Source organism: Nocardia paucivorans NBRC 100373 (genome assembly GCF_000308675.1).
Lineage (GTDB): Bacteria > Actinomycetota > Actinomycetes > Mycobacteriales > Mycobacteriaceae > Nocardia > Nocardia paucivorans.
The window spans coordinates 155,352-171,164 of the sequence record NZ_BAGE01000052.1 but is presented as its reverse complement, the minus strand read 5'-3'; the positions used below and the strand labels follow the sequence as shown (position 1 = coordinate 171,164).

Annotated in this window: 3 protein-coding genes (1 of these 3 cut by a window edge); all 3 read left to right on the top strand. The window is 68.2% G+C overall.

The annotated features are described in order from the left end of the window. Tightly spaced (each overlapping or abutting the next), the 3 genes in view from ON32_RS28975 to ON32_RS27225 form a layout consistent with a single transcriptional unit that may run on beyond the window. On the top strand, window positions 1-1,628 hold the final stretch of the coding sequence (locus ON32_RS28975; protein WP_040792297.1) for a type I polyketide synthase. 18,649 nt of this gene lie to the left of the window's left edge; only the last 1,628 of its 20,277 coding nucleotides appear in the window; the start codon falls outside the window, past its left edge; its stop codon occupies window positions 1,626-1,628. Then, window positions 1,625-13,993 (top strand): thioester reductase domain-containing protein, encoded by a 12,369-nt coding sequence (locus ON32_RS19045; protein ID WP_040792296.1) that lies wholly within the window; start codon window positions 1,625-1,627, stop codon window positions 13,991-13,993. Before ON32_RS28975 ends, ON32_RS19045 begins: the two co-directional genes overlap by 4 nt. Beyond that, the gene (locus ON32_RS27225) at window positions 13,993-15,813 is read left to right on the top strand and encodes a thioesterase domain-containing protein (protein WP_083874641.1); all 1,821 of its coding nucleotides are present in this window, start codon (window positions 13,993-13,995) and stop codon (window positions 15,811-15,813) included. The genes ON32_RS19045 and ON32_RS27225 overlap by 1 nt, the downstream gene beginning before the upstream one ends.

Below are 15,813 nucleotides of genomic sequence, written 5' to 3'. Positions count from 1 at the left end.
AACCCGATTCGAATCCGGGGAATTCGCGTCCGGATACGGAGGGGGCCGCGGCTCGGTCGTTGCCGGAGGCGGACGCCCCGGCCGCCACACCGTCGGCCCCGCCGGTCGGCGCGCGGTCCATGACGAACGGCAGCGCGGCCGTATCGGGATCGGCCCCGATCACGGGTAGACGACCGGTGGAACCGATCGCGGTCGTCGGTATCGGCTGTCGGTTGCCGGGGGGTGACGACCCGGCGGCGTTCTGGCGCATGCTCGCCACCGGTGGGTTTCCCGTCCGGGAGGTCGATCCCGCTCGCTGGGACCCGACACGCTACTACCATCCCGCCGGTGGTCCCGGTCTGACCAACAGCAAATGGGGCGGTTTCGTCGACGGTATCGACCTGTTCGACCCGGGGTTCTTCGGTATCTCCGATGAGGCGGCACTACAGATGGATCCGCTGCAGCGACTGCTGTTGGAGACATCGGTTCTGGCCGTCGCCGACGCCGGATACCGGCGCGACGAATTGGCCGGTCGCCGGATCGGGGTGTATGCGGGCAGCCGCGCCGCGAACTACTTCGACCGCATCCCGGTCGCCGACCGGCACACCATCGTGGGTATCGGACAGAACTTCATCGCCGCCCGCATCTCCGATCACTTCGACTGGCATGCCGGCAATCTGGTGCTCGACAGCGCCTGTTCCTCCTCGTTGGTATCGGTGCACCTGGCCTGTCAGGCACTGCGTGCCGGGGAATTGGACGCCGCATTGGCCGGTGGGGTGGAAGTACTGCTGGACGAGACACCGTTTGTCACCCTCGCCGCCGCCGGGGTGCTGTCCCCGCACGGACGTTGCGCCACGTTCGACCGCTCCGCCGACGGTTTCGTCCCCGGTGAGGGTGCGGCGCTACTGCTGCTGAAACGGCTGGACGATGCCCTGGCCGACGGTGACCGGATCTACGCGGTATTGCGCGGTTCGGCCATCGGCAACGACGGACACACCATGGGGATCACCACCCCGAATATGAGCGCGCAGATCGAGGTGATCACCGCCGCCTTGGACACCGCCGGAATATCCCCACGGGAACTGTCCTATGTGGAAGCGCACGGCACCGGGACCGCGATCGGCGACCCCATCGAACTGAAGGCGCTGGCGACGGTGCTCGGTGACCGCACCGGAGGTCTGCCCTGCGCGGTGGGCAGCGTGAAAACCAATATCGGCCACCTGCTCTCGGCCGCCGGGATCGCGGGCGCGGTGAAAACCGTTCTGGCCGTCCATCACGGCGCGCTACCCCCGAGCCTGCACAGCCCGAACCTCAATCCGCGTTTCGCCTTCGCCGGGTCGCCGCTGGTGGTGAATCGGGAACTGCGCCCCTGGCACACCGAGGATGGACGGCCACGCGTCGCGGGGGTGAGTTCGTTCGGTTTCGGCGGCACCAATGCGCATCTGATCGTCGAACAGGCCCCGACCGGCCATATCCCGACCCGACCGGCTCTGCCCGCGCCCGTGTTCCACAAGAGGAGATTCATGCTGCCCAAGTCGCGGCCGGATACCTCGGCATCGTCTTCCGTCCCACCGTCGACGACCACGGTGACCGCGCCGGTTCCCGTGTCGCCGATACCCGCGATGCTGCGTCTGGAGCCGTTGCCATGAGCGGTGGTATCGCGATGGACGGTTTCGCCACCGTTGTGCGCGCCGACGACCCGGTGGTGCGCGATCACCGTGTGCACGGGGTGCCGATCCTGCCGGGCGTGGTGTATCTGGACACCGTATTGCGTGCGGCGGTGGCGGCCGGGTACCGGCTCGACGAGCTGATCATCCGAGAGGTGCTGTTCCAGCGGCCGGTGGCGCCGGCGGCCGGGACGGCGACCCGGTTGATGTTCCGGGTCGACCGGGCCTCGGGGCGTATCCGAGTAGAGGGCCAACCGCTCGACCCGACGGGCGCACCGTCCGGGCCGGTGCTTTATCTTGCCGAATGTGTTGTCGAACAATCGGTTTCGACAACGTCGCCCTCGATGGACATCGGTGTGCTCGATTCGGCGCCGGACGTGCGCGGGCTGGAGGAGATGTATGCCCAAAGCGGCGGACGCGGTATCGAACACCGCGACTTCATGCGCGCTCGGGGCCGATTCCGCCGCGTCGACGACACGGTCACCGCGGAATTGACGCTCGGTCCGGAGGCCACTGCGTATCTGCCCGGTTTCCTACTGCACCCGACCTTCCTCGATGCCTCGACCATTGTCGCGTTCGTCGACCCGGCCCGTCTGGGCGTCGACGACGACAGCGCGTTCGTTCCGATCTATTTCGACACCGTGCGGGCGTGGCGTCCCACCCCGGAACGGGTGTTCGTCACCGCCTCGGCCCGCGGGGGAACGAGAACGGATCTGCTCGAGGCAGATGTGCGATTGCACGATGGGCAGGGGCTGCCGATCGCCGAATACCGTCTGGTCTCCAAACGGGTTCGGGGCAGTGCCGATATCCGGCGACCGGTCACGGCGACCGCGTCCGAATCACCCACGATTGTCACGTTCTCGTCCGCGCCGCGAACCGCCGCGACCACATCGGTCGAGAACCGGTCGGCCGCCGTGCTCTCGGGGGACGGGTCCACGGGAGCGCCGGCCGCGGAACCCACCGCGGTACACGACCCGAGCGCGGTGATCGCCGCCGATCTACTGGCCTTGGTGGCCGAGGAACTCGGCGTCGACGTGACGGCGGTGGCCACCGATGTGGGTTTCTACGAGTTGGGCCTGGACTCGAGCAGGCTGCTACGGCTCACCGCACTGCTGGAGCAGCGGGCCGGGCAACCGCTGTACCCCACCCTGTTGTTCGAGTATCAGACCGTCGACGCGCTTGCCACATATCTCGCCGAGACGGTGGGCGCGCGCTGGCGTTCGACGTCGGAGTCGTCCTCTTCCACCGTGTCCTTCGCGGAACCGGTGCCTCATGTGGATATCGGCCCGGCCGAGCGCGGAGGCGTCCCCGATTCCGCGCGGCAGCCCGACGAATCCGAATATCGAGCGGCGGACCATCGCGCTCCCGGTGAGATGCCGCGAGAACCCGTCGAATGGCCGGCACCCGTGGACGGTCCGGTAGGGACGACGGCCCACACCGCACCGATTCGTCCCCACACCGCTTCGCGGCCGGAGAACGACGAGGGTGAAACGGTCGGACCGGCCGGTCATACGCTGGTGACCTTCGAATACGACTGGATCCTCGACGATTCCGCGCCCGCCCCGGTGGCCCCCACCGCGCTACTGGTTTTCGATACCGCCGACGAACCGTATCCCACCCCGCCCGCCTCGACCTTCCTCGTCCGGGTCCGGCCCGGCGACCACTACACCTCGGGCGCGGACGGGTTCACGGTGGACCCCACCCGACCCGAACACCTGCGCGCGGTACTCGACGAACTTGCCGCCCGGGGCCTTGTCTTCGACGCCGCGGTCTACGGGTGGAGCACACGGGTCACCGATGCCGAGGAACCGGAAAACCTGGTCGAGGCGGTATATCTGCCGCTGCGCGACCTGGTGCAGGCGGTATCGGGCTCGACTCCGGCCGCGCCGGTGCGGCGCATCCTCGCCGTGTCGAGCGATTCCGCAACGGGAGTACTGAGCCATGCGCTGGCGGCGGGTTTCGCGCGCAGCCTACGCCTGGAGACCCCGACTCCGACGGTGCGCGCCGTCCTCTGCGAGCAGCCGAGCCATATCCCGACGGTCGTCGCCGCGGAGCTGGCCGTCGCCGACCACGAGACGGGATCCGAGGTGTGCTATCGGGCCGGCCGCCGCCGGATTCGGATACCACGAGAACTTCCGGCTCCCTGCGCATCCGGTACGGCGGGGACCAATGCGGTCCGGCCCGTAGAGAAGGTCTTCGAGGCCGGGGTGGTCGCGGTGGTGACCGGCGGGTTCGGCGGTATCGGGCGCGTCCTGGCGCTGCGGATGGCGCGCGAGCACGGGGCCCGTCTGGTGTTGGTGTCGCGGCGGGCGCTCGACGCGTCGGGTGCGGCTCTGCTCGCGCGGATCGCCGAACTGGGCGGGGAGGCCATCCATGTGCGTGCCGATGTGAGCGAGGCGGCCGATACCGATCGTCTCGCCGCCATCGCCCGCGCGACCTTCGGCCGCATCGATGTGGTGTTCCATGCGGCGGGCGTGCTGCGCGACGGTCTGATCGCCGGCAGTCCCCGCGAAGCCGCCGCGGCCGTGCTGGCTCCCAAGGTGCGCGGGAGTATGCGGTTGCTGCGCAGTATGCCCGACGCTCGGCTGTTGGTGCTGTTCTCGTCGGTGTCGGCGGTGCTGGGAAACCCGGGCCAGGCCGACTACGCGGCCGCCAACCGTTGGCTGGATGCCGTCGCCGAATACCGGTCCACGCATCGGGTGGGAACAACCCGCGTGGTGGACGTGGCATGGCCGTTGTGGGCCGAGGGTGGTATGCGTCCACCGGAAGCGCAGATCGATGCGTTGCGCGCCTCCGGGATGGTTCCGCTGCCCACCGAGGTCGGGCTGGATCTGGTGTTGTCGGCCCACGACCGGCCGTATACGGCGTGTGTGTGGGGTGACCGGGCCACGATCGTCCGGCGGCTGTTCACCGCGATATCGACATCCTCCACAGGTGTGACCGGAGTGTCCGCGCCGGTGCCTCCCACGGCGTCGAAACAGCCGAACACGATGGGTGATTCCGGGGCGCAGGATCGGGACGGGACCACCCCGAACGTGCCCCCGGTGGCGCGCGATCGTCTTCCGGACGAGACCGCCCTGGCGATCGTGGGATACAGCGGCCGCTTCCCGGACGCCGACGATATCTCCGAATTCTGGCGCAATCTCCGCGCCGGTCACGATGCCGTGGGTCCGGTACCGGCCGAACGTGGATGGCCGATCGACTACGGCCGCGCCGGGCGGTTACCCACCGTCGGTGGGTTCCTGCGCGAGGTGGGTGCCTTCGATCCGCGGTTCTTCCGGATTCCCCCCGCCCACGCCCCACTGCTGGACCCGCAGGAGCGGCTGTTCCTGCAACAGGCCTACGCCGCACTGGAACACGCCGGATACCACCCCGACGACCCGACGATCCGGCAGCGGCGGGTGGGGGTTTTCGCGGCCGCGACCTGGAGCGACTACCGCCTGCTCGGCGCCGAGGCGACGGCCCGTGGCGACAATCCGGTGGCGGTGGCCTCGATCCCCTCGTCCATCGCCAATCGCACCTCCTACACCCTCGGGCTGCGCGGACCGAGCCTGACCGTCGACACCGCGTGCTCCGGATCGCTGACGGCCCTGCACCTGGCCCGGCGCAGCATCCTCGACGGCGAATGCGACGCCGCCGTCGTCGGCGGAGTGAATCTGCTGCTGCACCCGGACAAATTCCTGCTGTTGCGCGAGCTGGGCATGATGTCGACATCCGGCCGATGTCGCCCGTTCGGCGCGGACGCCGACGGTTATGTGCCGGGAGAAGGCGTGGGGGCGGTCTATCTCAAACCGCTCGCCACCGCCCTCGCCGACGGCGATACCGTGCATGGACTCGTCCTGGGCAGCGCGGTCAACCACGGCGGCCGCACCGCCGGATACAGTGTGCCGCACCCCGAGGCGCAGGCCGAGGTGATCGCTCGGGCGCTCGCCGAAGCGGGGGCGCGCCCCGACGACATCGACTATCTGGAAGCGCACGGGACCGGCACCCCATTGGGTGATCCGATCGAAATAACCGGCCTGACAACGGTATTCGGATCGGATAATCGGTCCGCGGCGCGGCGGGCGATCGGCTCGGTGAAATCGAATATCGGCCACCTGGAAGCCGCGGCCGGAATCGCCGGCCTGATCCGGGTGCTGTTGCAGTTCCGCCACGGACAGATCGCTCCGACCCTGCACGCCGACCGTCCGAACCCGGTGATCGACCCCGCCACACTTCCGTTTCATCTGCCCCGATCCGTCGAGGACTGGCCGCGCCGCGACCCCGCTCGCGGGCGGATGGCCGGTATCAGCGCCTTCGGTGCGGGCGGCGCCAACGCGCATGTGGTGGTCGCGGAGTTCGTCGACGATCGGGCCGGGGCACACGGCACCGGCGATCCCGAAATCGTCGTGCTCTCGGCGCGCACACCCGAACGCCTGCGACGATACGCCGAACTGATGGCCCGGCATTTCCGGGACATGGACAGCGCCGATTTCACCGATTCGGCGCGTACCCTGCAGATCGGGCGCCCGGCCCTGCCGCATCGGCTCGCTCTCGTCGCCGTCGGTCCCCGTGCGGTCGCGGACGCACTCGACTCCTATGCGGCGGGTACGGATGGGGCCGTCCACACCGGCACCGTCGACTCCACCACGCCGACCCCCGCCATCGATCCGAACACCCCACCCGAACGGTTGGCCGAGCTGTGGGTCTCGGGCGCGCAGGTCGACTGGTCGCGGCGCGGCGGACCGATTCGACGTATGTCCCTGCCCGGCTACCCGTTCGAACGGCACGAGTACTGGATCACCGAGACGACCACCGCACTGTCGGTAGAGCCCGAGAACGGTACGGACACCATTGGGGTCCACGCGCCGGACGCTGCCCCGATTCTCCGGGCGGCCACGGGGCAACCGCGAGAGGCCGAAACGGAGACGGGGGAGGCCGGTACCGCGGTCTTCCGCCGCTTCGAGAGCAGACCACGCGCGAGTCGCCCCACGGTGGCACTCGGTGAGGTCGAGGTGAGCCGCTATGCGGCACTACTGTTGTTCGCGACCTTCGCCGATCTCGGTCTCGCCCCCGGTGCCCACCGGATCGCCACGCTCGCCGACGAACTGGGTATCCTGCCCCGATACCACCGCCTGCTGACCGCCTGCGTGGACATTCTGCGCGAGCACGGGTTGATTCGTGTGACGGGCGAACTTCTGACGGTGCCGGGACCTCCGCCCGGCACCACCTGGATGCGGGCCGATCTGGTGGCCCGCTATCCCCACACCCAACCGTATGTGCGCTTGTTGGACGTCTGCCTGACCGCCTATCCGCGGGTACTGCGCGGCGACCTGGCCGCCACCGAGGTGCTGTTCCCCGGTGGCGATCTCGATCTGGTCGGCGCGATCTACCATGGCAATCCCGGTTACGACGCCGCCAACACCCTGCTCGCCGAACTGGTATCCGCGGCGGCCGTCGAACACACCGGCCCCGTCCTGCGTGTCCTCGAGGTGGGCGCGGGCACCGGCGGCACGACCCACGCGGTGCTCGCCGCGCTCGAGGAATCCGGGGTCGAGTTCGAATACCACTACACCGATATCTCGCCCGGGCTGGTTGCACACGGTCGCCGCGTTTTCGGTGACCACCCGCAACTGCGGTTCGCCGTTTTCGACCTCACCGCCGATCCACTCGCCCAAGGCGTCGCCGAGCACGGCATGGATCTGGTGGTGTGCGCCAATGTCCTGCACGCCGTTGCCGCCATTGCCCCGACGCTCGGGAATCTGCGGCGAGTGCTCGCCCCGGGTGGGCTGCTGGCCTGTCTGGAGACCACCACCGACCGGGAAGCGCTCGCCCTGACCTTCGGGCTCCTCGACGGCTGGCACGCCTACACCGACCCGCACCTGCGTCTCCCGAACTCCCCCCTGCTGTCCGAGGACGGGTGGCGTGCGGCGCTGTCCGGAGCGGGTTTCGCCGATGTGCGGGCCTACGGCGCGGAAACGGCCGACGGCACCGACCCCGGATACCGCGTATTGGCCGCGGTCTCACCCGCCGCCACGGCACCATCCGAGACCGCACCGGCCGTCCGTGACGCACCGACCACCGGGGTCGCCGATATCGTGGCCGAATGCCTCGATATCGCGGCCGATGATCTGAGCGCCGATCTACCGATATCGGATTACGGGGTCGATTCCATTCTCGCGGTCAAGATCGTCGACCGGATCAACACCCGATACGGTCTCGATCTGCGTCCCACCGTGGTCTTCGACCACCCGACGGTTCGGCGGCTGGCCGAACGGATCACCATCGAGGTAGCCACCGCACCGCCACCCGCCGCATCATCCGGCTCCCATCCCGGCCATGCCGCGCCGGTGGCGGACGATGCACCCGGCGTGGTACCGACCACCACTCCGGCACCGCGCCCGCTCCGGGACCTCGCGTCGTCGACGGTCACCCCGTCCCGGTCGGAAACCGCTTCGGGCACTTCGCTCGATATCGCCGTCATCGGCATGTCCGGGCGGTTCCCGGGTTCCGCCGACCTGGACGAGTTCTGGGCCGATCTGTGCGCCGGCCGGGATATGGTCACCGAGATACCACCGCGACGCCGGCTTTTGGCCGAGGGCTATCGGTCGGGCACGTCGGCACCGGAGCAGATCGCCTTCGGGCGGGGCGGGTTCCTCGACGATATCGACCTTTTCGACCCCGTCTTCTTCGATATCGTCCCCGCCGAGGCCGACTATATGGATCCGCAGCAGCGGCTGTTCCTCGAACACGGCCTGCTCGCGCTCGAGGACGCCGCGATAGATCCGAAATCGCTGCGGCGCAAGCGATGTGGTGTGTTCGTCGGATCGCCCGGTTCGGACTACGCCGCCTTGTTGCGCAGCCGGACGGGTATCGCCTCACCCCATGTGTTCACCGGTAACAGCCCCGCGATCCTTCCCGCCCGCATCGCCTACCACCTGGATCTGACCGGCCCCTGCATCGGATTGGACACCGCCTGCTCCTCGGCGCTGGTCGCCGTGCACCAGGCATGCCGCAGTATCGCCTCCGGGGAGTCCGAACTGGCCCTCGCCGGCGGTGTAGCGGTATTCGTCACCCCGGAATATCACCTGCTCGCCTCCGCCATGGGCATGCTGTCGCCGCGCGGGCGCTGCGCGAGTTTCGATGCCGAGGCCGATGGCTTCGTCATCGCCGAAGGTGTGGGCGCGGTGGTCCTGAAATCCCTGGACGCCGCTCGCCGCGACGGCGACCCCATCCACGGTGTGATCCGCGGTATCGGTGTGAACCACGACGGCCGCACCTTCGGCATCACCGCCCCCAGCGCCCGCTCGCAGACCGAACTCGAATTGCAGGTGTATCGCCGGTACGGGATCGACCCATCCGAGATCGGCTATGTCGAAACCCACGGAACCGGTACCCGGCTGGGGGATCCGGTGGAGATAGAGGCGTTGACCGCCGCATTCCGGCAGTACACCGATACGGTCGGCACCATTGCCATCGGTTCGGTGAAATCGCATATCGGACACGCCTCGCACGCCGCCGGCATGGCCGGGCTGTTCGCCGTCCTGCTGGGGATGCGCGCTGGAACGATTCCACCGTCACTGCATCTGAACACCGTGAACCCCCTGCTGGGGTTGGCCGATTCACCGTTCTACGTCAATACCGAGCCGCGCGAGTGGCCCGCGCACGCGCGAACCGCGGCGGTGAGTTCGTTCGGATTCAGCGGCACCAATGCGCATCTGGTGGTTTCCGCGCCACCCGATGTGGAACCGGTCGCCGCGGCGCCGGACGACACCGGTCGGGACACCGTGAATGTCGTGGTGCTCTCGGCGCGCTCTCCGCGCAGCCTGCGCGACGGCGCATACCATCTGGCCCGCCACCTCGAAACCCATCCGGAACACCGCCTGCGCGATATCGCGCACACCCTGGCCGTCGGTCGGACCGCTTTCGAACACCGGCTCGCCATCGTGGCGGATTCCCGCGCCGCGTTGATCGCCCGACTCCGCGCCACCGCGGCGGGAAACGCCGCCGAGTTCGCGGAAACGGTGTTCCTCGGCGAATCCATCGCCGATATTCCGCAACCGGAGCGGTCACACACCACCGTGGCCGAGCCGACCGAGGCCGCGCGACGGTGGGCCGCCGGCGAACCGGTGGCCTGTGCCACCTGGTACCTACCCGACGTCCGTCGGTTGCATCTGCCCGGTTACCGATTCGACCGGCAACGATGCTGGTTCTCCGAGGCGCATCCGGTCGAGGCCGCGGACGCCGAACCCGCGGCCCGGACGCCCACGATCGCCCCGCCGGACCCCGACCCGGAAAAGACGCGGAATCCCGCCACACCACGGCTCGAGGTGGGCGCGACCGGCGACGAGATCCGCCGAGTTGCCGAGAACTATCTGAAGGGCCTGCTCGCCGGCTACTGCCGTCTCGACCCCGACCGCATCCGCACCCGGAGACCGCTACAGGACTACGGCATCGACTCGGTGCTCGTCACCACCATGACCGAACGGATGTGCCAGGACTTCGGATCACTGCCCGGCACGCTGTTTTTCGAATACCGAACCGTACGGGAGCTGGCCGAACACCTGGCCCGCGAGTACCCCGACCGGCTCGTGGCGCTCGCCGCCGAGTCACCTGCACCCACCGATACATCCGGCACCGTCACAGACAGACCCTCTCCCGAGGTCGCGGACCGGGAGCACCCACGGTCCGAGTCGACCGTGCCGACGCCGCCCCCCGATGTCGAGGAGATCGCCGTCATCGGTATGGCGGGCAAGTTCCCCATGGCCGGTGATATCGAGGAATTCTGGGAAAACCTCGTCGCCGGCCGGGACTGCATCATCGAGGTGCCGTCGCAGCGGTGGAACCATCGCGATTATCTCTCCGACGATATCGACGAACCCGGCACCACCTACGTCCGCTGGGGCGGATTCATCGACGATGTCGACTGCTTCGACGCCCCCTTCTTCGGGGTGACCCCCAAGGACGCCGAAGAAATGGATCCACAGCAGCGGTTGTTCCTGGAAACATGTTGGGCGGCATTGGAAGACGCCGGATACCCGCCCGAACGGTTACGCGCCCACGCGCGCGGATTGCCGGACGCCGGCGTGTTCGTCGGGGTCGGGTACGCCGAATACCAGGCGTTCGTCGGGGTGCCCATCTCCGGGTATTTCGCCGTCGCGAACCGGGTGTCGTATCACTTCGGTTTCACCGGCCCCAGCCTGGCGGTCGACACCGCCTGCTCGGCATCCTTGACCGCCCTGCATCTGGCCTGCGAAAGCCTGCGGCGGGGCGAATGCGCGTACGCGCTGGCCGGCGGGGTGAACGTATCGATCCACCCCGGGAAATATCTGCTGCTCGGATATGGAAGGTGGGCGTCGAGCGACGGACGTTGCCGCTCCTTCGGCGCCGGCGGCGACGGGTATGTGCCGGGGGAAGGGGTGGTGACACTGGTGCTCAAACCCTTACGGCACGCGCTGCGCGACGGCGACCGTATCCACGGGGTGATCCGCGGCAGCGCGATCAATCACGGCGGCCACACCAACGGTTTCACCGTCCCCAACCCGAATGCTCAGGCCGAACTCATCGAGCGGGCGCTCACCACCGCCCGGGTCGACCCGGGCGATATCGAATTCGTGGAGGCGCACGGCACCGGTACCGCGCTCGGTGACCCGATCGAGATCGCAGCCCTGTCCAAGGCCTACCGTCGATCCACCGACGCCCGCGGCTACTGCGGTATCGGCTCCGCGAAATCGGTTATCGGGCATCTGGAGGCCGCCGCGGGCGCCGCCGGGGTGGTGAAGGCGCTCCTGCAGTTGCGGGAGAACACGATGGCGCCGAACCTGCACGGTGACCCGCCGAACCCGGCGATCGATTTCGCCGCGAGCCCGTTCCGGGTGATCGACGCGCCCACCCCGTGGCCACGACACGCCGACGGAAGCGCCCGGATCACGGCCGTGAGCTCGTTCGGCGCGGGCGGCGCGAACGCTCACCTGATCCTGACCGACGCCGCCGCGCCCGAGTTGCCGGCAAGCGAGGATCGCGCCCGGATCGTGGTGCTCTCGGCCCGTGACGGCGACCGGTTGACCGAAACCGTCGAACGACTCGTCCACGCTCTGCGCCGCCGACCCGCCCGGCTGGCGGATGTGGCGTGGACGCTGGCGGTAGGCCGCCGACAGTTCACTCACCGGCTGGCCGTGGTCGCCTCGTCGACCGAGGAACTGCTCTCGCTGCTCACCGATGGCACCGCCGCGGAGGGGCTGCTCGTCTTCCGCGGTGTGGCGCCCACCCATCGGCAGGTCGACGAGCTACCGGGAGAGTCCGAGTCCGACCGCGCCCGGATACGGTCCCTGCTGCGCTCCGGGAATCTGCCCCGGGTAGCGGAAATGTGGGCCTCGGGGTGGACCGTCGACTGGGAGAACGCGTACGAGACGCCCTTCGGTCGTATTGTCGGCCTGCCCACCTATCCCTTCGCGCGGAAACGGTACTGGATCGTGCCGGAGGATTATCGTCGGCGAACGGATCCGCGTGCCGGTTCCGTGTCGGCAGCCGACCCTGAGCCGGACCCCCGACCCGCGGGTGTGCGGGACGATATGCGGAGGGGCACCGATCCCACCAGGGTTTCGGAAGGTTCGGACCGGTGGTCGATATCGCAGGACCGCCCCCTGCGCGCGGCAGGCGGTGCACCGGTGCCGCAGGCCCATCGGGACGAGAACCCCATGGGCCGTCTCGGGTCGGTTCGGGAGCACGGTACCGCCGCTCGGGTCGGCGCCGGAGGGGATATCGCCGCCGAAGCGCGTGACGGCGCCGGCGAATTCACCGGTCCGGCTCGGGACAGGACCGGTGGCGGACATGCGGATGAGACCGATGAAAACGGTCTGCGCACGCGCTTGTACACCGAGATCCGGGATATTTTCGCCGACCTCACCAAAACCGACGCCGCCGAACTCGACCTCGACGCGGAGTTCATCGATTTCGGGTTCGATTCGGTGACCACCGTGCGCATGCTGAACCGGGTGATGAAACGCTACGACGTCCACATCCCCGCCGAGTCGACCGAACTGTACCCGACCATTCGCGCCTTCGGTTCGTATCTGGTGGACGAGGGCATCATCACCCCGGCGGCACATGGCGAGACCGCCCGATCGGCCACCGGCGTCGAGAGCGCGTCGGCCGCCGAATCGGTCGAGGAGATCGCGGTGATCACCCTCGATCGGCCGATATCCGTCGAGTCCGTCTTCGTCACCGGTGTCACGGGTGTGCTCGGCGGCAAACTGCTGTGCGATCTACTCGCGACCACCGATACCCGCATCACCTGTCTGGTGCGTGGGACCTCGATGGATGCCGCCATCCGGCGGATCCGACATTTCCTGACCACCTATGATCCCGACGACACCCTGGCCGAGGCGTTCGCCGAGCGGGTCACGGTGCTGCTCGGTGACGTCTCCCGCGACCGGTTCGGGCTCGATGAGACCACCTGGCGACGGCTGGCCGCCGACACCGACCTCACCATCCACGCCGCCGGCCGGACCACCCTGGTGGGGTTCTACGAACAACTCGCTCCGATCAATGTGGCGGGTACCGCGCGGGCCGTCGAATTCGCACTGCACAGCCGCGGCCGATACCTGATCTACGTCTCCAGTTTCAGCGCCCTCGGCGATCGGCTGAATTTCAACAATCCGCCGTTCACCGAACGCGATCTGGAACTCGGCCAGGGCTACGACCACCTGCCGTATCAACGGACGAAATACGAATCCGAGAAGCTGATCCGCGCCGCGAGCGCACGAGGCCTGCGCTGGGACATCGTGCGCCCGGGAAACATCATGGGCGACAGTGTCACCGGGCGGTACCCGTTCTCCGAGGTCAGCGTCAAAGGCGCCTACTACGACATTCTCAAGACGATGGTGGAGACCGGGCAGACCATGCTGACCCCGGTGCACTGGGATATCACCCCGGTCGACTATGTCACCGCCGCCATTGTGCACATAGCGCTGCACCGCCCCACCTATCGGGAGACCTACCACCTCACCAACCCCGATATCCGCCGTTACTACGACGTGGTGCAGTACGTGCGCGAGGCCGGGTATCCGGTGGAATTCGTACCGCTCGAGGAGTTCCACCGCAGGGTCACCGAACGATTGATCCGCTGGCGCGACAGCAACCGGGAGTACCAGAGCCAGACCCTGGAGATGTTCAAGTACGGCATCGAACTGTTCGGCATGATCCATTACGAGGAGAGCTCCTACGCCGACTGCGCCTACACCCGGGGTGTGCTCGGTGCCGTGGGGATCGACTGCCCCTCGACCAGGGACCTGGTGCGCACCTATCTGGAGCACTGTGCCCGCGTCGGTTATCTACCGTCGCCACAGATACCGGCGGAGGCGGTGTGATGGGCATTGTGGTCTTCCCGGGGCAAGGGGCGCAGCGTACCGGTATGGGAGTCGATTTCTGCAACGAATTCCCTTCGGCGCGAAAGATTTTCACCGAGGCCAGTGAAGCGATCGGGGAGGATCTGTACGCGCTCTGCGCACGGAGGGATCCCCGCTTGCACCGCACCGAGTTCACCCAACCGTGCCTGCTGACGGCACAGATGGCCGCCTACCGGGTCCTGGTCGACGAATTCGGTTGGCGGCCGAGCGCATTCGGTGGACACAGCCTCGGCGAATACAGCGCCCTGGTCGCGGCCGGGGCACTGGAGCTGTCCGACGCGGTGCGTTTGGTCCGCACCCGTGGAGCGCTCATGCAGCGGGCGGTGCCCGAGGGGGAAGGCACCATGGCGGCGCTCGTTGTGCCCGATATCGCCGACCGGGATATCGGCGCGATCATCGCGGCCACCGGTGCGGAGATCGCCAACGACAACTCACCGGACCAGATGGTGATAAGCGGGCGCGTCGACGATATCGCCGCGGCACGGGAGCGACTCGCGGCGCACGTCCCCGATCTGCGGTTCATCCCCTTGCGGGTGAGCGCACCCTTTCATTCGCGCTGGATGCGCGTTGTCGAACCCGAGTTCGCCGAACACCTCAACGCTTGCGCGGCCAGGTTACGCGCCGACCGCGCAGCCGTGGTGACCTCCAACCACACCGGTGGCTTCCACGATCCCGCCACCGTCGTCGAGCACTTGGTACGTCAGATCAGTGCTCCCGTGCGGTGGACGGCGAATATGCGCACGCTCACCACTACACACCCGGGCGCGCCCGTCGTCGAAATCGGCGGCTCCACACCGTTGACGAAATTCTTCGCCACCCTCGGTGTATCGGTCACCCCGCTTTCCCGGGTGGGCGATCTGTCCACGGTGGCCGCCGTGATCCGGGATTCCTCGGCCGAGGACCGACGCAATGTTTCCGCTCGGGGTCGGCCGCCGCGGTCGGTACCGGCCACGAGCACGGTCGAATCATCCGACACCGGTGTGGTTTTCGATCGTGCCTCGGCGGTATCCGATCGGTTCGCCCCGACCCGCGAGACCTCGGATTCTCCTTTGACCGTCCACCGCTACCGGACCACCACCGTCCGCATGCGGTTGTTCTGCTGGCCTTTCGCCGGGGGGAAGGCGGCTGCCTACGCGCCGTGGCGCGATCTGCTCCCGGACACCCTGGAACTGGCCGTCGTCGAACTACCCGCGCGGCAACGGCATACCCGCCAGACACCATTACGCGCCTTCGAGACCCTGGTAGAGCTTGCGGTGACCCGAGTGCTGGAACTGTCCGACCTGCCGTTCGCCTTTTTCGGTCACAGTCTCGGCGCGCTCACCGCCTTCGAGGTCGCTCGCAGACTCCCCGACGGGCACCACCCCCGGGCGTTGTTCCTCTCCGGCTCGGCGGCGCCGCACCTGCCGCGTCCCGCCACACTGTCCGCCCTCCCCGATCAGGACTTTCTCACCGCCGTCGAATACTACGGCGGTATTCCCCCGGAGATCCGGGACACCCCGGAGGTGATGGAGTTGTTCCTACCCGCTCTACGCACCGATTTCGAGCTCTACGACGACTACCGGTTCGTTCCGCTGCCACCGCCACGCTGTCCCGCTCACCTCTTCGGCGGCCGGGACGATCCGACCGTCACGCCCACGCAGCTGGACGCCTGGCGAGACGTTCTGCCGGACGTCCGGGACCGTCGCCTGCTGCCCGGCGGGCACTTCTTCCTCACCGATCAGCGGTACGCGCTGGTCGCCGCCATCACCGACGAACTCGCCCGCACCGTACCCGCCCGATGA